The sequence below is a fragment of the Alloprevotella sp. OH1205_COT-284 genome, assembly GCF_003859795.1.
Lineage (GTDB): Bacteria > Bacteroidota > Bacteroidia > Bacteroidales > Bacteroidaceae > Alloprevotella.
This window is the reverse complement of sequence record NZ_RQYI01000019.1, coordinates 1-19,340: the sequence shown is the minus strand read 5'-3', so window position 1 is coordinate 19,340 and position 19,340 is coordinate 1. Positions and strand designations below refer to the sequence as shown.

At 51.7% G+C, this 19,340-nt stretch carries 17 protein-coding genes; 11 read left to right on the top strand and 6 right to left on the bottom strand.

All coding sequences use genetic code 11. The annotated features are described in order from the left end of the window. The first annotated feature begins 62 nt into the window (after positions 1-62). From EII14_RS05955 to EII14_RS05920, 8 genes are all read left to right on the top strand, one after another. Positions 63-1,448, top strand: coding sequence for a flotillin family protein (locus EII14_RS05955; RefSeq protein ID WP_124931634.1), 1,386 nt, complete (start codon positions 63-65; stop codon positions 1,446-1,448). Positions 1,449-1,780: 332 nt separating this feature from the next. Beyond that, positions 1,781-3,970, top strand: a complete 2,190-nt coding sequence (locus EII14_RS05950; RefSeq protein ID WP_124931633.1) for a glutamine synthetase III — start codon at positions 1,781-1,783, stop codon at positions 3,968-3,970. A gap of 60 nt (positions 3,971-4,030) precedes the next feature. Further along, positions 4,031-5,419, top strand: coding sequence for a M12 family metallo-peptidase (locus EII14_RS05945; RefSeq protein WP_124931632.1), 1,389 nt, complete (start codon positions 4,031-4,033; stop codon positions 5,417-5,419). A gap of 82 nt (positions 5,420-5,501) precedes the next feature. Beyond that, entirely contained in the window at positions 5,502-6,857 is a 1,356-nt protein-coding gene (locus EII14_RS05940) for a FimB/Mfa2 family fimbrial subunit (protein WP_158608335.1), read from the top strand. A 91-nt stretch (positions 6,858-6,948) separates the two neighbouring features. After that, positions 6,949-7,338 (top strand): rhodanese-like domain-containing protein, encoded by a 390-nt coding sequence (locus tag EII14_RS05935; RefSeq protein ID WP_124931630.1) that lies wholly within the window; start codon positions 6,949-6,951, stop codon positions 7,336-7,338. A 73-nt stretch (positions 7,339-7,411) separates the two neighbouring features. Further along, the gene (locus EII14_RS05930; RefSeq protein ID WP_124931629.1) at positions 7,412-8,398 is read left to right on the top strand and encodes an aminodeoxychorismate synthase component I; all 987 of its coding nucleotides are present in this window, start codon (positions 7,412-7,414) and stop codon (positions 8,396-8,398) included. Beyond that, positions 8,382-9,044, top strand: a complete 663-nt coding sequence (locus EII14_RS05925) for an aminotransferase class IV (RefSeq protein ID WP_124931628.1) — start codon at positions 8,382-8,384, stop codon at positions 9,042-9,044. Before EII14_RS05930 ends, EII14_RS05925 begins: the two co-directional genes overlap by 17 nt. Positions 9,045-9,690: 646 nt before the next feature. Beyond that, a complete protein-coding gene (locus EII14_RS05920; protein WP_124931627.1) occupies positions 9,691-12,096 on the top strand; it encodes a hypothetical protein in 2,406 nt (801 codons plus the stop codon). Positions 12,097-12,396: 300 nt separating this feature from the next. Here the strand turns inward: EII14_RS05920 and EII14_RS05915 are convergent, their stop codons facing one another. From EII14_RS05915 to EII14_RS05900, 4 genes are all read right to left on the bottom strand, one after another. Beyond that, a complete protein-coding gene (locus EII14_RS05915) occupies positions 12,397-12,882 on the bottom strand; it encodes a Dps family protein (protein WP_124931626.1) in 486 nt (161 codons plus the stop codon). A 127-nt stretch (positions 12,883-13,009) separates the two neighbouring features. Next, positions 13,010-13,384, bottom strand: a complete 375-nt coding sequence (locus EII14_RS05910) for an MmcQ/YjbR family DNA-binding protein (RefSeq protein ID WP_124931625.1) — start codon at positions 13,382-13,384, stop codon at positions 13,010-13,012. Between the two features lie 142 nt (positions 13,385-13,526). Then, positions 13,527-13,880 (bottom strand): hypothetical protein, encoded by a 354-nt coding sequence (locus tag EII14_RS05905; protein ID WP_124931624.1) that lies wholly within the window; start codon positions 13,878-13,880, stop codon positions 13,527-13,529. 231 nt (positions 13,881-14,111) lie between these two features. Next, positions 14,112-14,726: a phosphatase PAP2 family protein gene (locus EII14_RS05900; protein ID WP_124931623.1), complete on the bottom strand. Its 615-nt coding sequence runs from the start codon at positions 14,724-14,726 to the stop codon at positions 14,112-14,114. A gap of 189 nt (positions 14,727-14,915) precedes the next feature. On the opposite strand from EII14_RS05900, the gene EII14_RS05895 reads away from it, so the two are divergent. Continuing rightward, positions 14,916-15,389, top strand: a complete 474-nt coding sequence (locus EII14_RS05895) for a low molecular weight protein-tyrosine-phosphatase (protein WP_124931622.1) — start codon at positions 14,916-14,918, stop codon at positions 15,387-15,389. An 86-nt stretch (positions 15,390-15,475) separates the two neighbouring features. Next, on the top strand, positions 15,476-16,183 hold the full coding sequence (locus EII14_RS05890) for a DUF2461 domain-containing protein (protein WP_124931621.1): 708 nt from the start codon (positions 15,476-15,478) through the stop codon (positions 16,181-16,183). A gap of 68 nt (positions 16,184-16,251) precedes the next feature. On the opposite strand, the gene EII14_RS05885 is transcribed toward EII14_RS05890, so the two are convergent. Together EII14_RS05885 and EII14_RS05880 are read right to left on the bottom strand one after the other, a co-directional pair. Next, positions 16,252-17,661 carry an ATP-binding protein gene (locus EII14_RS05885; RefSeq protein WP_124931620.1) on the bottom strand — a complete coding sequence of 470 codons (1,410 nt, stop codon included), beginning with the start codon at positions 17,659-17,661 and terminating at the stop codon, positions 16,252-16,254. A 26-nt stretch (positions 17,662-17,687) separates the two neighbouring features. Further along, positions 17,688-18,365, bottom strand: coding sequence for a response regulator transcription factor (locus tag EII14_RS05880; RefSeq protein ID WP_370242026.1), 678 nt, complete (start codon positions 18,363-18,365; stop codon positions 17,688-17,690). A gap of 176 nt (positions 18,366-18,541) precedes the next feature. Between EII14_RS05880 and EII14_RS05875 the strand changes: the two genes are divergently transcribed. Beyond that, positions 18,542-18,988 (top strand): hypothetical protein, encoded by a 447-nt coding sequence (locus EII14_RS05875; protein WP_124931619.1) that lies wholly within the window; start codon positions 18,542-18,544, stop codon positions 18,986-18,988. Positions 18,989-19,340 lie beyond the last annotated feature (352 nt).

Sequence of the window (19,340 nt, the reverse complement as noted above, 5' to 3'; positions counted from 1 at the left end):
ACCACACCGCTCGCAGCTCATCGGACCCAAACATAAACTATTCACTCATCAACCTGTAAGATATGGACTTTATTCTTCTTCCGATCATCGTAGCCATTGTGGCCTTTGTGATCCTTGCGGCATTGCTCAATCGCTATCGTCGCTGCCCCTCCGACAAAATCCTTGTGATCTACGGCACCACCTCCAACGGCGGATCGGCCAAGTGTATTCACGGCGGCGGCGCTTTTGTGTGGCCGGTTGTGCAAGACTACGCTTATCTGAGTCTTACGCCGATTTCGATCGAGGCCAACCTGACCAATGCCCTCTCGCGTCAAAACATTCGCGTTGATGTGCCCTGCCGTTTCACCGTGGGTATTTCCACCGAAGGCGACTCGATGAACAACGCTGCCGAACGCCTGCTCGGACTATCGCCCAACGACATCCAAGAAATGGCGCGCGACATCCTCTTCGGACAGCTCCGCTTGGTGATCGCCTCCATGTCGATCGAAGAGCTCAACAGCGACCGCGACAAATTCCAAGAAAACATCATGAAAAACGTTGAAATCGAGTTGAAAAAAATCGGTTTGAAACTCATCAACGTCAATGTCACCGACATCAAAGACGAGAGCGGATACATCGAAGCTCTCGGAAAAGAGGCCGCCGCAAAAGCCATCAACGAGGCAAAAGTCAGCGTGGCCGTACAAGACAAAATCGGAGAAATCGGACGGGCGGAAGCCATGAAAGAAACGCGCATCCGCACCTCGGAAGCCAACGCAAAAGCCATTGCCGGAGAAAACCATGCAAAAGTAGACATCGCCAACTCCGACGCCGAACGACGAGAAAAAGAAGCCGAAGCACAACGCCGTGCCGTGGCCGCCGAAAAAGTGGCGCAGGCCAAAGCCTTGGAAGAAGCCTACTCGGCCGAAAGACAAGCGGAATTGGCGCGTGCCGAAAGAGAGAGAGCTTCGCAACAGGCCAATGTGATCGTTGTTCAAGAGGTGGAAAAACAACGCCTCGTCATCGAAGCCGAAGCCGAAGCCGAACAAAAACGCGTCAAAGCCAAAGGTGAAGCCGACGCCATCTTCGCAAAAATGGAGGCCGAGGGTAAAGGTCTTTACGAAATCCTCACCAAGCAGGCACAAGGATACGACCAAATGATACAAGCCGCCGGTGGCGACGCCACAAAAGCCTACACCTTGTTGCTGCTCGAAAAACTTCCCGAACTAGTCAAGACACAAGTGGAAGCCATAAAGGGCATCAACATCGACAAGGTGACCGTGTGGGACAACGGAGCCAACGGTGCGGAAGGCAAAAGCTCGACCGCAGGTTTCGTCAGCGGACTGATAAAATCCGTTCCGCCCCTGTCCGATCTGTTCGATCAAGCCGGCATGAGCCTGCCCGACTATCTGGGTAAGCGGAAAGAGCAAGGCGAGGTGGAAGAAATCGTTGAAAACAAGGACGTAAAATAAGCGGCCGATCTGCCGACACCTGCCTCTACCTGCTGCTCCACTTCCTCTTGGGCAGATTCTATTTTCAAGCATCTCGTTTGCACGCCGTGTGCCAACGAGATGCTGTTTTCTTCCACTCCCCGCAATGGGCGTTCCTCCCCAAAGTCCGATACGGGCAGAGAAGAGAAAACGCTTTTGAAGAAGTTTCGAGAGATGAGGGAGAAGTTGGTCGCGAAGTGCTTCTTTTTTTCTATTTTTTTGTACCTTTGCGCCAAATTCCATAAAGCCTTCACAACCCAATCCGACAGAGCCTCGACAGCGAAAGCCCGACGGATCGAAATCTTTGCAAACGTATGAGCAGTTTGAGATTCAAAGTGGTGGAAGAAGCGTTCAAAAAACGCCCCATTCCCGCAGCCACCCCCACGGAACGCCCCTCCGAGTATTACGCAAAGTATGTGTTCAACCAAGACAAGATGCGCAAGTATCTGCCGTTGAAGACCTACAACAAGTATTGCGCCGCCATCGACAGCGGCACGCCGCTCGATCGGGCTACGGCCGACGAAATCGCACAAGGCATGAAGCAATGGGCAATCGAAATGGGGGTGACGCATTGCACCCACTGGTTTCAGCCGCTCACCGAAGGCACGGCCGAAAAACACGACGCCTTTGTCGAACACGACGGCAAGGGGGGGATGATCGAAGAGTTTACGGGCAAACTGCTCGTGCAACAAGAGCCCGACGCCTCCTCTTTCCCCAACGGCGGCATACGCTCCACTTTCGAAGCGCGCGGATACTCGGCGTGGGATCCCACAAGCCCCGTGTTCATCGTCGGAGACACGCTGATGATCCCCACCGTCTTCATCTCCTACACGGGAGAGGCACTCGACTACAAAGCACCGCTGAAAAAAGCCATCGCCGCCGTCGACAAGGCGGCCACATCGGTGGCACAGCTGTTCTATCCGGACGTTAAGAAGGTGACGGCCAATCTCGGTTGGGAACAAGAATACTTCCTCGTCGATGAAGGGCTTTATGCCGCACGCCCCGACCTCTTGCTCACCGGGCGCACCCTCATGGGCCACGACAGTGCAAAAAACCAGCAAATGGAAGACCACTATTTCGGCGCCATTCCCGAACGCGTGACGGAGTTTATGAAAGACCTCGAAATTCAGGCACTCGAACTCGGCATCCCCTGCAAGACCCGACACAACGAAGTGGCACCCAACCAATTTGAGTTTGCGCCGATCTACGAGGAATGCAACCTCGCCGTGGACCACAACATGTTGCTCGTTTCACTCATGCGCAAAATCGCACGCAAACACGGTTTCCGTTGCCTGCTCCACGAAAAACCATTTGCCGGCGTAAACGGCAGTGGCAAACACAACAACTGGTCGCTGACGACCGACACGGGCGTCATTCTCCACGCTCCCGGAAAAACACCGGAAGAGAACCTGCGGTTTCTCACCTTCGTGGTGTCGGCACTCATGGCCGTGCATCGCCACAACGGACTGCTGAAAGCCAGCATCATGAGCGCGACCAACGCCCACCGGCTCGGCGGACACGAAGCACCGCCGGCCATCATTTCGACCTTCCTCGGCCGGCAACTGAGTGAACTGCTCGACAAAGTCGAAAACTCGACGACCGACGAGCTGTTCACTCTCGAAGGTAAACACGGCATCAAACTCGACATTCCGCAGATTCCCGAACTGATGATCGACAACACCGACCGCAACCGCACCTCTCCTTTCGCCTTCACGGGCAATCGGTTTGAGTTTCGCGCCATTGGTTCGTCGGCCAACTGTGCCAGCGCGATGATCGCCCTCAACGCCGCAGCCGCCGAAGCACTCAACAATTTCCGGGCACGAGTGGACGAACACATCGCAGCGGGACAAAACAAAATCAGTGCCATTCTCGAAGTGTTGCGAGAAGACATCAAGACGTGTCGCCCCATACATTTCGACGGCAACGGATACAGCGACGAGTGGAAAGCCGAAGCCGCACGAAGAGGATTGGACTGCGAAACCAGTTGTCCGATCGTCTTCGACAGATATTTGGACGAAGCCACGATAAAGATGTTTGAATCGACCAAGGTGATGAACCGCAACGAACTCAAAGCACGCAACGAGATCAAATGGGAAACCTACTACAAAAAGGTGCAGATCGAAAGCCGCGTGCTCGGAGATCTCTGCATGAACCACATTATTCCCGTGGCAACGAAATATCAAAGCGTATTGGTCGACAACGTGAGCAAAATTCTCAAAGCCTTCCCTCCCGAAAAGGCAGCTCAGCTGAGTGCCTACAACGTGACGCTGATCGAAAAGATCAACCTCCACACCGATTTCATCGTCAATGCCGTAGAGGAAATGGTCGAAAAGCGAAAAATAGTCAACAAACTCGAAAACATTCGTGATTTGGCCATAGCTTATCACGATGAGGTTGAACCATTTTTGAATGCCATTCGCAAACACATTGACAAACTCGAACTCATTGTGGAAGATCAAATGTGGACACTTCCCAAATATAGAGAATTACTTTTCATTCGCTGATAACTCCGAGTCCGACAATATCTCACACATTTTTCAAGCTCATTCTCGTTTAAAAGAATTATGAAATACGGACAATATCTTTTACTATCTTTGCTGCTATTATGCGGTTGCGGTAATTCTTGCATTTACGCCCAATCACTCGATCGCATCTGCTGTATAACATGTCGGGATGGAGTAACCACACGTGGCGTCAAGACTTTTAGTAAGAAAGACTTCCCTCTTCCCCAAAACAATATTGATAATGCTTACGAAATCGACTTGCTCTTTGTTTTCGACCCCACGGGACAGGCCTATGCCCAAGAACATTTCGAGACCATCGAAACCATGTCGAATAACGTTATCCAAAACCTCAATCAAATTTACCACAATTCAGGCATCAATGCACGCTTTCGTTGTGTTGGCAGCCTAAGCATCCAATCAACCGCTCAAAGCATCACCGATGGAATGAACATCGTCAGCAATCATCAAGATGTAAAAGCAAGAAGAAAAGAAACCAAAGCCGACATTGTTATTTTCTACACCAATCCATTCAATGACGGGCATCATGGTTTAGCCCCATTAAACAGTGATCGTATGGCTGCCTTTTGTTCCATACGTGCAGCAAAACACTTTCTTACAACGGCACACGAAATCGGACATATCCTCGGCTGTGAACACGAACGTGGCAATGGCGGCATACATCCTTATGCGGTAGGGGCTGTGAGAGGCGACATCGGCACAATTATGTGTACCACCGTGGACGCCATCCCCCTTTATTCAAGTCCTAAGACCATCTGGAAAGGAGTCACGATGGGAAGTGAAACGGAAAACAGCGTGCGGCGCATCCGCGAAACCATTCCGGCGACTTCCCTATTTGGTGACTTCCTCGAAGACCGATACTATCCGGAGTTTACGGAGTGGGCTCCCGACAACGAAGCACAGACCCGACAACTGCTCTTACGCACCAACGGAGTGTTTTTTGCCACAAGCGATGCAGACTGGCTCACAATCTCTCATCCCAACGGATACGATGACATGATTCTGACCATCAAAGTGAAAGCCAACCCGACGGAAAACACCAGAATCGGAAAAATCACCATCTCGCGCAACAATCCCCAAGACGCCAAACAGCCCTCCGAGGAGAAAGATGACGATAAAAACGGCTCGCTTCAATCGTCCGACGAGGAGTTCTTCCCCGATGCCGTCATCACCGTGACACAAGGAAATCATATCACGAATCTGCCTCCCTCCTCCGCTTCCGAAAGTTCCATAGAGATGACCGACGGCACACTCACCGTGACCGCCCCTCTTCACAGCAACATAGCGATTACCACTCTCGACGGCCGACACCTGCACCAACGCATCTCCATCCATCGGCAAGAACGCTTCGCCCTACAAAATCATGCCGGGGTTCTACTCGTTGTCATCACGTCCAATGGCAAAAGAACGACGAAAAGGGTTTTGCACTAAACCGCCATCCTTTCTTCCTCTCCATCACCACCATGCTCTCTCACTCCCGGAGAAATGGCATTATGCGTTTATTCCAATTCTCATGAAATTTCACATTTCATCATTCCTCATGGCCGCAGTTCTGTTGGTCAGTGCCTGCGATACTATCGAACTTCCCGACGATAAAGGAAGCATAACCCACAAGCAACACAAAGTAAACATCCGCACACGCACCGCAGTGGGCACACAGCCTCTCTACCCCATTGCCGTCTATGCATTCGACGACACCGGTCGATGTCGCGCCCGACAAACAATTGAGAGTGTCGCCACGCCGCTTGCCCTCTCGCTGCCCTCCGGCAACTATCGCATCGTGGCACTGAGCGGCCACACGGCCTATCGCCTCGAAGAGCCGACCGACGTCAATGCCGCAGCCTTGTCGATGAGTACCGAAAACAATCAGGCCGAACAACCTTTGATGCGTGGTGAGGCAGCACTCACCGTCGGCACGTCCAAGACAAGCGTCACTCTCACCCTCGCCTATGCCGTGGCCGGCATGGAAATCACGCTCTCCAATATCCCCTCGGCAGTCGAAGCCGTCAGCGTGAAACTCAACGACCTGCCCCGACAATTGACATGGAACAACGCCTACTCCTCTCCATCCGCCACCCTTCTGCCTTGCCGGAAAAACTCCGACGGCACATGGAGCACCGGCACGAAATACGTCTTCCCCAATGACCGTTCGTCCACCGTGTTGAGCATTTCTCTCACCGAAGCCTCTCAAACCCGACAATACGGTTTCACACTCAATTCCGGTCTCAAAGCCGCCACTCCCTATCGCCTCAAAGGCAGCTATTCCACAACGGGAGACATGCTCATCGACGGCGAGATCTTGTCAATCGGCTGGAATGCACCTTTTGAAAGTACTTTCTCATTCGGTGCCGGCCAGCCTTTGCCTCTCGAACCTCCCTCTTCGCCCGACGACACTCCGACCTCGCCAAACGAACGCCCTCGTGCCGGATCTGTTTGGAAAGGTCACCATGTCGTGGCATTCGTGGAAAACGAAACCGCGGAAGCCGCCGATCTCATTTTGCTTTCGACCCAAGGTTGGAGCAATCTGCCCTCTGCGCTCTCCACCCTCTCTCCCGACGAAGCCCAAGGCCTTGCACAGACCTACACCGAAGGCACGCTGACGGGTTGGAGCATTCCCTCGCAAGAGACGGCACGCCGTTTGTCCGAACTCTATTCGGGCGAACAGCTCGCGCAACTCAACCAAACCCTCTCTTCCCTCGGCGGAGAACCGGTTTACACCACTTACAATCAGAAAAACGCCCGCTATCTTTGCGAAGCGGCAACGATGAGCTACGCCTTTCGTCTCGGCGGCGGTATCCTTGCCGCAGGCAAAACGGTGAAAAACTATCATCTTCGTTTGGTCAAACGCGTACACATCAAGTTTTCTTGAACCACCGCCCGCCGCCGCTTCTCTTACCACGTCTTTTTCCCACTTTTTCAAACGCCGAGTCTTTCCGACCGACACTTAAACCTTTCAATTCATGATTAAACAACTTCTCATACACATTCCCATGTTTCTCTCCTCTCTTTTCTCCTGCCAATCTCCCGAAGGCACCGAGTCCGTTTCGGCCGAAGCCTTTGCCAAGATCATCACCCAAGACAATGTTGTCCGTCTTGATGTGCGCACCGCCCAAGAATATGCCGAAGGGCACATACAAGGAAGCATCAACATCGACGTGTTGGGCAGCGGTTTCGAACAACAATCGCTCGCCACACTCCCCAAAAACAAAACCATCGCCCTCTACTGCCGCAGCGGCAACCGCAGCAAACAGGCCGTTCGCATCCTCGCTCGCAACGGCTATAAAGTTGTCGAACTCCAAAACGGCATACTCGGCTGGATGTCTGCACGGCTTCCGCTTGTCAGAAAATAAATCTCTCCCCCCACACACCGCCGAACAGTCGCCGATTGTTCGGCGATGTGCTTCAACAAGCAACCCACTTTCGATGAAACGCTATTCACAAACCCAAGCCGAGCACCTCATCAACCAATGGGGCGGTGAGGGACGACCTTTTCTTTTTGTCATCGACTATCGGCAGGAAAACATTCTCCTTCTTCCGCTCGACGAAGTGAATGAAGAAGAATTGCGCTTCGATTTCGGCCGCGTGCACAACGGTCGCACTTCCCCCACTCCACTTACCGAGCCGCCTCTTTGGCAACCACAACCGCCCTCTCTCGACGACTATCGCCGTTCTTTCAACAAAGTGACGGCGGAATTGCAAGAAGGCAACAGTTTTCTGACCAACCTCACCTGCCGCGTCCCCCTGACCACCTCGCTCTCTTTGGCCGACCTCTACACTCACACACAAGCGCGCTATCGGCTGTGGTGGAAAGAGCATTTCGTCTGTTTCTCTCCCGAAATTTTTGTGCGCATCGCCGACGGCCTCATCAGTGCCTACCCGATGAAAGGCACCATTGCCGCCACCGATGCCCAAGCCGCACGGCGACTGCTCGACGACCCGAAAGAAGCGGCCGAACACGCCACCATTGTCGACCTCATCCGCAACGACCTCAGCATCGTGGCCTCCGAAGTCGCAGTGCGCCGCTATCGCTATCTCGAAAGCATCGAAACCCACCGCGGAAAGCTCCTCCAAACCAGCTCCGAGATTGTCGGCCGTCTCCCCACCGACCATCTTCGCCGTTTGGGCAGCCTCCTTTTCCAACTGCTTCCTGCCGGCAGCATCACCGGCGCGCCCAAAGTCAAAACGATGCAAATCATTGCCGAGGCCGAAACCTACGAACGCGGTTTCTACACCGGCATAATGGGCGTGTTCGACGGTGCCACCCTCGACAGTGCGGTGATGATCCGCTTCGTCGAACAAGAGGCCGACGGCACCCTTGTGTTCAAAACCGGCGGCGGCATCACGATCAACAGCCGCATGGAGGCCGAATACGAAGAGATGAAACAAAAAGTCTATGCACCGCTACGTTGAAACCATCTGCATCGAACGCGGACACCCTCTCCGCCTCGACTATCACCGAGCACGCCTGCGCGCCACCCTCGCCCACGAACAGTCGCCCCATTCCGAGTTCGACCTCTCCGCCTGCCTCTCTCTCCTCCCGGCCGATCTTCGTTATCTCGATCGCGTGCGCTGTCGTGTGATCTACGACGCTTCGAGCATCGCAGACGTCACGTTTTCGCCCTACACCCTCCGCCCCATCTCTCGCTTGCGTTGCATCGAAGCCGACCACGCAGCCTATCCTCGCAAATCCGCCGACCGTTCCGTGCTCAACGCCCTGTTCGCCCTCCGCAGCACGGCCGACGACGTCATCATCGTGCGCAACGGGCTGCTCACCGACACCACCATTGCCAATCTCGCTCTTTTCGACGGCCGCGCGTGGCACACGCCCTCTCTTCCCCTCCTCGCCGGCACGCACCGCGCCGCCCTGCTCGCCGGCGGCGTGTTGGTCGAAAGCGATATTCCCGCCAATGGCCTGTCCCGTTTCTCCCGCCTCCGACTTTTCAACTCCATGATTCGTTGGGGAGAAATCGACCTGCCCACCGATTGCATACGGTTCCATTCCCCTACAAGCCTTGTAGATCAAACTACCTCAGAGCTAAAAAAAACGCCCTCTTAGGCAGTTGTTTTTTCGAGCCTTGAAAACTCCTCCCAAGAACATTCCTTCGCGCGCACGCGCGCGTATCCCTTATGTAGTGTTTTTGCTTTCACTGCCTCCGCAAAACAAGATAACCAATTGATAATCAACAAAAACCGGTGAAGGCAAGTGAAGGCAAAGCGAAAACACAAATCATAACACACTGACAATCAAGCCGATGAAACGACTTTTTGCCTTCACCACCTCTGTTACGCCGTTTTTTCTCCGAAAATTGCGGAAGCAAGTGAAAGCAAACAGCCCTATTTGCCTTCACCGGACATTATTGGAAATCAAGACATTAGCAATCCCCCTCCACCTCTTGCCTTCACTTGCCTTCGCACGAAACAAACTGGAAATCAACGAGAAAGGCGTTTTAGCGGAAGCAAAACGGCAAAAACAAAAAAACAAGGGGAATACGCGCTCAAAAACGACGAAGCCCACCTTTTGTTTCACCATTTATTTCAGATTTCGATCGGTCGGATATTTTCGTGTTACCGAATACCTGTAATTTCCACTTTTTTTATACCTTTGCCGAGACTTGAAAAGCCTTTTTGAGTCTTCCTTCCGACGAGCGTTTATCTTTACCGCAAACAACCATTATTTTTTTATATTCTCTATTTATTCATTTATGAAAAAAGTTTACTCCGCTTTCATGTCCCTTCTTGCCTTTTCGGCCTTTTGGGGGACGAGTGAAGCCGTAGCCCAATCCAAAGCCTATGTGCCGCGCGATTTGTCTGAAATGATCGCTACCGACATCAATGATGCCTCCAAAGATTTTTGCATCCGCCATTCCATTCACAACCAATACTTTTTAGGCGTGGGAGCAGATAAAGTCTATTCCAGAAGATCTCCCCAAACTGCAGAAAGGTTTCGGCTACTTCGTGGAAGTAAAGAAAAACATTACAAGATTTGGAGCGTTTCGGCACAAAAATACATGACTTGTGATGCCACCGATAATGCCGCCAATTGCGTAAATCTTTCCGATGAGGGTAGCGAATGGCTGATAGTTAAAAACAACAATAAGAGTACCGCCGAACGTGGACAAATTGACATTATTCCCGTTTCCGCATCTGCAACCTACACAGATCAGGCACCGGCCCTCAACGTACATGGAGGTTTCAACGGAAACAACGGAGTAGACAATCATTTAGACTTATGGAATGCCAATGACGCCAACTCCAATTGGCAGATCTGTCGCGAGGTGACGGAATTCTACACCATCACAGTCGAACACATTATTAATGATGTCAAAAGAACCATTATCTATAAGAACGTTCCCAAAGAAACACAACTCATTTCTTTCGTGAATCCTCTGCCCATTCTGGGAACGTCTGCCTGCAATAGCTCAATCATACCTACCGACTTGGTCACAAAGGATGAAACATTGGATTGTGTCTATTATGGTTTGGACTACAACAGTGCCCCTTTTGCCATTTCTCCCGAACCGAAAGAAGGCAAGTTTGATTTGGCTGCCAGCAAATGGTACAAATTGGAAATTCTGCGTACTCCCAAAAAGAATTCCGTTTACAACCCACTAACCAACACCATTGCCAACACCACAGAAACCTCTCCCATCTCCCCAAATGCACTGTTTGCTTTCGTGGGCGATGTTGCCAAAGGGTATAGAATCTACAACATGGGAGCCGGAGCCAACAAAATTCTTTGGAATGCCACTCCTCAAAATGACCAAGTAATTCCTTTCACCGAAGTTTCAGCCGTAACCGATCTCGGCTCCTACGATTTACAGAGAAACGGAGAAGGTTTTGTATTCCGGAAATCAGAAAGCATCTTGGGTTTCATCAACGATGTTAAAAGCCAACTGGGGTATTGGACAAGACCCAATGCCGCCACCGATGCCGGAAGCACCATTAGATTTGTGGAAGCCACTCCGGAAGAGCTGGCCGCCGCTTACACAATAGGCTACAATGAAGCCAAAGCCAAAGCCGATGCTTTCATTGCAGCAAACAAAGATCACCTCAACACAACGACCTATCCCACAAAGGAATCCTACGACCGCGTCGTAAACTCCCTTCCTGCCGCAACGCCCACCGAGGCCGCTCAGCTCTTGGCAGCCACCGAAGCTATCTACAAAGCTCTGAGCCAAGTGACGATCATGTTCGACGGTATTTTCACTCTCGAAACCACCCAAAGCGACCAACTGCGCTACATGGGCGTGAACGCCGCAGGCAACGCTTTCACCGGATCTGTAAACTTCGACGGTGCCAACAAATTGTGGAGCATCACCGCTCACGAAGGAGGATATGCCGTGAAAAACATCTCCTCCGGAAAATACCTGAGCAAGCCTTCACAATCTACCCCCGTGGCCATGTCTGACACGCCCGTTGCACTTTCTTTCTACAAAAACGATGAAGGCAAAGTGACTTTCGGAGGAGCCGGACAATATGAAAAACTTCACTGCGATGCCCCCGGAAACATCGTGGGTTGGGAAATATCGGCAAATGCCAGCATGTGGAAATTGCAACCCATCGAGAAAATCTCCGTCACCATCACCGACGAAACCCAAAAGTTCACCACCTTCTCCGCACCTTTTGCCACAATGATTCCTGCCGGCGTGAAAGCTTATAAAGGCACGATCAGAGACCAAAAAGTCATTTTGAAAGAAATCAACGACATCATTCCCGCCAACACCGGTGTTGTTATACAAAGCGAAAATGCCGGTACTTTCAACTTTTTGAAGTCGGCCACCAATGGCACCCAAATTACAGACAACGTACTGCAACCTGCCATCGCCGTTGCCACAAAATCGAACAATGCCTACACACTGCAAAACGTAGAGTCGCGCACCGGATTCTATCCTTACAACGCAGACAACTTTGTCGGTTTCACCGCTTATATTGTCAATGCGGAAGAAGGTGTGACCTATCTGCCTTTAACCTTCACAGACCCTACCGGCATCAATGTCGCCCAAACAGACTCTGCTCAACAAGAAATCCATGATTTACAAGGACGTCGCGTGCGCAAGACACAACCGGGTATCTACATCGTGAACGGTGTGAAGAAAGTCATTCGATAAACTTCCAACAACAATGAGATTCGCACACAAGCTGTGTGTATCTGCTTCTTTCATAAGAACATAATCCCATCGAATGCTATTCCATCTACATAAAAAACGTGTGTAAGACTTTTGTTTTACACACGTTTTTATTCAAAGAAAATTCGCCTCTATCGCCCAAAAATCAGAAAACTGTAATCTGTTTCTACCGGTAAGATATGTGGCGAAATCGCTAAGCAACAAAAGGGTTGTGACAAAAAGAGGGTATATCTTTCGATACACCCTCGATCTGAAAATCACATAAGTGATTTGATCCGAAATTTATTTGCAATTGGAAGTTTGAAAAGCCACGAACATCCAAATCTGCTTTTCCTGAGAGCGGAGATAATCGCCCATGAGAGCCGCTGTCACATCGTCGCCGGCTTCGGCGGCAGCTGCGAGGATTTCTCGTTCGCGAGCAATGAGGAGCTTGAGGGTTTCGAGAATGTTTACAATGGCATCATTGCCACACGACACAACGCCGACTTCACGAATAGAAGATTGCTTGATGTATTCGCTGAACTTGTTTTCGGGCGTGCCATCGAGTTGAAGAATGCGCTCGGCGATTTCATCGACCTTTTCGGCCACTTCGTCGTAGAGGTGTTCAAACTTTTCGTGGAGAGTGAAGAAACCGCGTCCTTTGATGTTCCAATGGAAACCGCGGAGGTTGGTGTAGTAGATTTGGAAATCAGCCAAAAGTTTGGAAAGGCCTTCTACGATGGGAGCGGTTTGTTTGGGATCGAGATTGAGGTAGTCTAAGTTCTTCATGATGAGATTTCATTAATGAGTGAATATGTTTTATTGTTTTACGCTGCAAAGGTAGGGAGTTTTTTTCTACTCTCCAACAGACAAAAGACAATACAAGAATAGATAAAACCTATATTTGGGGCGGACATCAAGATTTTGCTTCGTTTTCATCAGGCATTTCCTCCAACGCCCGACGTTGTTTTCGGGTCATTTTTTTGAGCACCTCGTCATACGAATGGTCTATGAGTTCCTTCACCAACTTCTCGTCGAGTTGCTCAAACCACAACTGGTTCCAATAACGCTTGTTACAATGATACGCCGGTTCGACGGCGGCATATTGTTCGCGCAGTTCGACGGCACGATCGGCATCGCACTTCACCAGCACACGTTTGCCTTCCTTCAAATCAAGAATGGCAAACATCTTGTCGAAGACTTTGAAAACGAGTGTGTCCTCGTCGAAAGGGAAGCCCTCATTCGCTTCTTTTTTGGAAAGGCAGTATTCTCTTATGCTTTCTATGTTCATAGCAGTCAAATGAGATGAAAACGAAATCGAAAGGAAATGAAAGTGCAACCCCGGAGGAGGTAAAAAAGAAATCGAGGCAACGTGCCATGGTTGTGCGCGCAGCCTCGATGAGGGGGTTGTGCGGTTTAAGAAACCGGGTAGTTTAGTGTTTGCAGCAGGCTTTCTTTTCTACCTTTGCTTTTTGTTCGCAAGCCTTTTTGCATTCCTTGTCTTTCTTGTCGCAAGCCTTCTTGCATTCCTTTTTCTTTTGGTCGCAAGTCTTCATGCAGTTTTTCTGCTCTTTCTTGCAAACGTCTTCCATTTTCTTGCAGGCTTTTTTGTCTTTCTTGCAAGCCTCTTTGGCTTTGTCGCAAGCAGTTTTACCGGCCTTGCAGCAGGTTTTTTGTTCGCTCTTTTGCGTTTCCACCACGTCTTGGGCAGCAACATTTCCGGCGAAAGAAAGCATGGCTACGAGTGCCAAGCCTTTGAAGATAGAATTGAGTTGGAAAATTTTCATAACTTCGTGAAATACTAAATGGATACTAAGACTTTTCTATTTGTCTTCTTGTCGACAAAAGTATCTATTTTTTCCGATTTGCGCAAATATCCGCCTCGATAAAAAGTATTTTTTTAGAAATCAACAAAGAGCGAAGCCGCTTCTTTGTCGTTTTTAGTTTTTGCGCACCATTATTGACAGCTTTCTTTCTACATATCAGTTCTTTCAGAATCGGTTGTTCTTGCAAAAGGATTAAAAACACATCACACAACTCAATCCGGCGGAATGCGAAGAAACATCGTAAGCGGGCACAAAAGCCATCTGCACCTGTTGCTGTCGGGCGCGGTTGAGCAAACGCCGCTGCCACGGCAGCAAACGATGCGCCAACTCTACGCTCAGCACCCCGATGCCTGCACCGGCCAACACATCGCTCCAACGGTGGCGGCGGTGGTGAACACGCAACGCTGCCACGCCGCAGGCCACGGCATAGGCCGGAACTCCGTATTGCCAACCGTATTCGCGCCGCACCCATTCGGCTCCGAGAAAAGCACGTGTGGCGTGGCCGGAAGGAAACGAAAAGCGGTCGGTGTCATCGGGACGACGCGAAAGACGCAACGATTTCAACAGACGCGTGGTGCTCTCGGCAGCCACAAAAGCCGTGGCACCGATCAGTGCCCGATCGCGCAACGAATGACGCCCTTCCACTCCGGCCGCCGACAAGCCCACCCCGCCCAAGAGCGGCACGAATTGCAGCACATCATCGCCTCGATGAGAAAAAGGAGAAGAAGACGAAAAGGGCAAAGGATGCCCGAAACAGAGCGAAGACCACAAAAAAAGCAAGAAAAAGCGCAAACGAAAGATATTCATGGGGCGAAGATACGATTTTAATCTGAAAAAGCTCGTACCTTTGTCTTACGATCGGCGGCAAAAGACGAACGTTGCTCATCGGCAGTCGCTCCCGCCCGGCTTCGGTCGTCCGCATTCCGCCGTTCTCTTTCGCCAAGGCGGCATTGACGCGCCTTTTCCGACATCATTCATTTTTACAACTTCCTCTTCATGAAAATACTCTTTATCTGCCTCGGCAATATCTGTCGCTCTCCACTGGCCGAAGAAATGTTTCGCCAAAAGGTGAAAGAAGCCCGTGCCGATCACCGCTTCTCACTCATCGACTCGGCCGGCATGATCGGCTACCACGAAGGCGAACTTGCCGACGCACGAATGCGGACACATGCCGCCGAGCGCGGACTGCATCTCACGCATCGCTCCCGCCCGATGACCGCGAAAGACTTCGAGCTGTTCGATGTCATCGTTGCCATGGACGAGGACAACCTGCGACGTCTGCGCCAAAAAGCTCCACGCCCCGAACTGATGAAGAAGGTGGTTTTGCTGGCCGACTATCTCACGCGCTTTCCCTCCCATCGCCACATTCCCGACCCCTACTACGGTCAGGCCGAAGACTTCCGTTTGGTCATCGACTTGTGTGAAGATGCTTGTCAAAGGTTGCTCGACGCCTTGACCGACAAGGGCTGACGCCCTCCTTTTCTTTTTTCGCCGGCCGTTTTCCGAGCATTCCGGCGAGCATTTGCCAAACGTTTTCCTCCATTTGAAACTTCTCTATGCAACAAGTCATACATTTTCTCCGTCGGCTCCACGCCAACAACGACCGACCATGGTTTGCCAACCACAAAGCCGACTATCAAGCCGCACAGGCTCGCTTCAACTCATTTGCCGAAACCCTCGTGCAACACATTGCGCGTTTTGACCCCTCCGTGGCCGGGCTTACGGCCAAAGACATCACCTATCGCATCTACCGCGACACGCGCTTTTCGACCGACAAAACTCCCTACAAAACCCACATGGGTGCCTACATCTGCCGAGGCGGCAAGAAATCGGGCTACTCCGGCTACTATGTGCAGGTCGGTGTGGAGGCCGAGGCGGCTCATTTCGGCGACATCCGCTGGAACACTCAAAACATCTTGGCAGTGGGCGACTATTGCCTTCCGCCCAAGGTGTTGCAAATCGTGCGCGAGGACATCGCCGGCGGAGGGGGCGACTTCGACCGCATCGTGAAACAAGAGGCCGACCCACGTTTCGGGCTCGTCACCGACGGGGCGCTCAAACGCAACCCGAAAGGTTTCGACAAAGAGGCACCTTGGTCGGAATACCTGCGATTGAAGATGTATTGTTTGGCATGCAGTCTTGACGAAACGGAAATCACGGCGGCCGATGCTCCCGAACGCATCGCCCGATTGCTGCAAACGGCCAAGCCGCTACTCGACTATGTCAATCGCGCCGTGGATTATGTGCGCGAAGGAGGAACATAAACGCCATCCGCTCCGAGGTTAATGAACTTCGGAGCGGATGTTTTTTTCATCGGTGCAAACTCATCGCCTCAGCCTTTGGCCAAAGAAAACGACAGTTGCAAACCGCCTTCTTCGTGGCGTTCGGCGCGTATCGTGCCGCCATGAATGGCGATGGCATTTCTCACAATCGACAAACCCAGTCCCGTGCCACCCTCGTGGCGCGTTCGCCCTTCGTCCGCACGATAGAAACGCTCGAAAATTCGGGGCAGGTGTTCCTCCGATACACCGCTACCCTTGTCGTAATAGCGCAAGAAGATATGTGTGTCGTCTTCACCGACACACTCCACGACGCAATGGCAGGGAATGGCATATTTAACGCTGTTTTCCATGAGGTTACGAAAAACGGCGTAGATGAGCGAGTGGTTTCCGCAGATTTCCGTTCTCTCGGAAATGCGATTATCGAGCGCGAAGCTCTGAGCAGATGCCGTTGCGGCGATGTCGAGCCTGACCTCTTCGACGATGTCGAAAAGATTGAGCAACTCGCTCGGAATGGTGTCGGCGGCCTCTTCCATTTTGCTGATGAGCGACGCATCGCGAATCAGTTCCGACAGCCGCCGACATTGGGCAAAGGCACGGGAGAGGAAAAACGTGCGTTGCTCGATGGGGAGGTCGGGCATGCGCACGAGGGTTTCGAGAAAACCCTGAATGGCCGCCACGGGCGTGCGCAACTCGTGGGTGATGTTGTTGGTCATCTGTTGTTTGAAAATCCGCTTCTTCTCCCGTTCGCGCTCCACGGCCAAACGCCCCTCTTCGGCACGCCGATAGGTTTCGACGACCTTACGAGCCATCAGCCCAAGCTCCGTTTTGGGAAATCGGATGTGTGCATAATCGACCAGCCCGCGCTCCGCGCTATCGACAAACTGCCGAAGCGTTTCCACGCTTTGCCCGAAGCGATCGGCGGTGTAGACCAAGGCGACCGTGGCAAACGGAAACACCAACAACACGAACCAAAGCAACACACTGTCGGGTTGGAGCAGCGATTGCGCCACCCGATCGTAGGGGAAGGCAACGCGCACCACGCTGTCGCGATAGCGTTTGGCATAATAGAAATATTGTATGCCGGCCGTAGCCGAAAGCCGAACGTCGCTCCCTTCCCCTTTCGAGAAAGCAGCCCTGACCTCCGGCCGCTCGCGATGATTGGTCAAGGGGTGAAGCCGATGTGTGGGATAGTCCAGCTGCACCTTACCCTCGTAGTCGATGACGGTGATGCGCAAATCTTCGGGCATCATGCGTCGCAAACGGCGAAAAGCCGCGGCGAGCGAATCGGGAGATTCGGTGGCATGCAGTTCGGCCGACATATCGGCATAGACCTGCAAACGGCTCTCCAAACGCTCGCGACGAAACTGTTTCTCGCGTTGCCACTGAAACCCCACCAACACGGCGGCAAAAACGGCAAACAGAACGGAGAAATAAAGTAGCAGTTTAACCTTGTAGCTCATACGCTTCGCCTTAAAAAGCCGATTGGCTACTCAAAACTATAACCATATCCCTGCCGGTTGGTGATGCGCGCGCCATAGTGTCCGAGTTTTCGACGCACGCGTGCGATGTGTACGTCAATGGTGCGATCGAGCACAAAGGCCTCGCCATTCCACACTTCGGCCAAAATCTCTTCTCGCGAAAAGACCCTGCCGGGGTGGGAAGCCAAGGTGGACAAAATGCCAAACTCCTTGGGAGAGAGGCGCACCTCTTGCCCGTCCACACGAACGGCCTTTCGCACGAAGTCGATCACAAGATGCCCGAACACAAGCTCCGTTTTGGCCGACACGGCACAATGAGGAGCATTGCTGCGGCGCAAAATGGCATTGACGCGCGCCAACACCTCTTGAAAGGAAAAAGGCTTGGTGATGTAATCGTCGGCTCCGACCGAAAAACCGTGCAACACATCGGGCTGGGTCGTTTTGGCCGTGAGAAACACAATGGGGGTGTCGAGTTTTCGCTCCTCTCTCACCACACGCGCCATTTGCCACCCCGACATGCCGCCCATCATCACATCCAGCAAAATCAGGGAATGACGAGGGGTGAGTATTTCAAGGGCTTTTTCGGCCGAATCGGCAACATCCACCTCAAAACCGGCGGTTTGGAGATTGAACTGCAAAATTTCGCGAAGGTCGTTTTCGTCGTCTACGACAAGTATGCGTTCCATAAACAGGGAAGTAATCAACAACAAACGCCCGACAAACGTCGGGGCTTGTGCAAATATACATCATTCTTCTCGGATGCACACCCGGCAAGTCGTTACTTTTTGATGAAGCCGTGGAGCTGTTTTGTGTGTCACGGGCAAAACTCCGGGCAAAAGCCTTTCCCCTTTCATCGAAAATCATGACCTTTGCAGCAGATAGGCCGAGACAGTCGTTTTTCCGCCCTCTCGCCGCCGCCCCCTTCTCCCGCAACGGTCGCCCCTCATCTCTCCGACGGCCAAACACTCTTTGCGGGTATCGTTTCGCATTTCACGTGTTAATTTCCATACGCCCCATGAATCAATATCCCAAATGGCTTTTAGCCCTCCTCTTCCCCAGTGTCATCATCCCGATCTTCACGATGATTTTCTACCTTTTTGGCGGAGTCCGCCCCTTTGGTTCTTCTCCCCATTGGTTGGCAGACATCCTGCTCTACCTGCTGACGCAACTTTTTTGGATTGTTCCCGTGCTCAGCTTCTTTGTCGCTTTGTTTCTCTGGGGCTGGATACGCGAAAAAGCCGCCATTGCCACCGGAGTGTTCGGACTTGCCGTGAGCATCACCTCAGTTGTCATTCTCCTCATGGCGTGAAAACATGCGCACACCGTGTTCCCCTATCGACAGCATGAGGCGAACCTTGATCGGAAGAAATACCCGGAAACACGATATGCCGATGACCGACAAGCACGGAAACGGCGTTCAACTCCACCTCCCTTGCGAAAAAACCTACCTAAGAGATAGAAATTTCTAAGTAACGAGTAGAAAATTCTAAGCAACGAGTAGAATATTCCAAGTAACGAGTAGAAAATTCTAAGTAACGAGTAGAAAATTCTAAGCAACGAGTAGAGAATTCTAAGTAACGAGTAGAAAATTCTAAGCAACGAGTAGAAAATTCTAAGCAACGAGTAGAAAATTCTAAGCAACGAGTAGAAAATTCTAAGCA

Excerpts from the sequence above, each read along its gene's own strand:
- EII14_RS05955 (WP_124931634.1), top strand. The coding sequence starts at position 63 with ATGGACTTTATTCTTCTTCCGATCATCGTAGCCATTGTGGCCTTTGTG.
- EII14_RS05950 (WP_124931633.1), top strand. The coding sequence starts at position 1,781 with ATGAGCAGTTTGAGATTCAAAGTGGTGGAAGAAGCGTTCAAAAAACGC.
- EII14_RS05945 (WP_124931632.1), top strand. The coding sequence starts at position 4,031 with ATGAAATACGGACAATATCTTTTACTATCTTTGCTGCTATTATGCGGT.
- EII14_RS05940 (WP_158608335.1), top strand. The coding sequence starts at position 5,502 with ATGAAATTTCACATTTCATCATTCCTCATGGCCGCAGTTCTGTTGGTC.
- EII14_RS05935 (WP_124931630.1), top strand. The coding sequence starts at position 6,949 with ATGATTAAACAACTTCTCATACACATTCCCATGTTTCTCTCCTCTCTT.
- EII14_RS05930 (WP_124931629.1), top strand. The coding sequence starts at position 7,412 with ATGAAACGCTATTCACAAACCCAAGCCGAGCACCTCATCAACCAATGG.
- EII14_RS05925 (WP_124931628.1), top strand. The coding sequence starts at position 8,382 with ATGCACCGCTACGTTGAAACCATCTGCATCGAACGCGGACACCCTCTC.
- EII14_RS05920 (WP_124931627.1), top strand. The coding sequence starts at position 9,691 with ATGAAAAAAGTTTACTCCGCTTTCATGTCCCTTCTTGCCTTTTCGGCC.
- EII14_RS05915 (WP_124931626.1), bottom strand. The coding sequence starts at position 12,882 with ATGAAGAACTTAGACTACCTCAATCTCGATCCCAAACAAACCGCTCCC.
- EII14_RS05910 (WP_124931625.1), bottom strand. The coding sequence starts at position 13,384 with ATGAACATAGAAAGCATAAGAGAATACTGCCTTTCCAAAAAAGAAGCG.
- EII14_RS05905 (WP_124931624.1), bottom strand. The coding sequence starts at position 13,880 with ATGAAAATTTTCCAACTCAATTCTATCTTCAAAGGCTTGGCACTCGTA.
- EII14_RS05900 (WP_124931623.1), bottom strand. The coding sequence starts at position 14,726 with ATGAATATCTTTCGTTTGCGCTTTTTCTTGCTTTTTTTGTGGTCTTCG.
- EII14_RS05895 (WP_124931622.1), top strand. The coding sequence starts at position 14,916 with ATGAAAATACTCTTTATCTGCCTCGGCAATATCTGTCGCTCTCCACTG.
- EII14_RS05890 (WP_124931621.1), top strand. The coding sequence starts at position 15,476 with ATGCAACAAGTCATACATTTTCTCCGTCGGCTCCACGCCAACAACGAC.
- EII14_RS05885 (WP_124931620.1), bottom strand. The coding sequence starts at position 17,661 with ATGAGCTACAAGGTTAAACTGCTACTTTATTTCTCCGTTCTGTTTGCC.
- EII14_RS05880 (WP_370242026.1), bottom strand. The coding sequence starts at position 18,365 with ATGGAACGCATACTTGTCGTAGACGACGAAAACGACCTTCGCGAAATT.
- EII14_RS05875 (WP_124931619.1), top strand. The coding sequence starts at position 18,542 with ATGACCTTTGCAGCAGATAGGCCGAGACAGTCGTTTTTCCGCCCTCTC.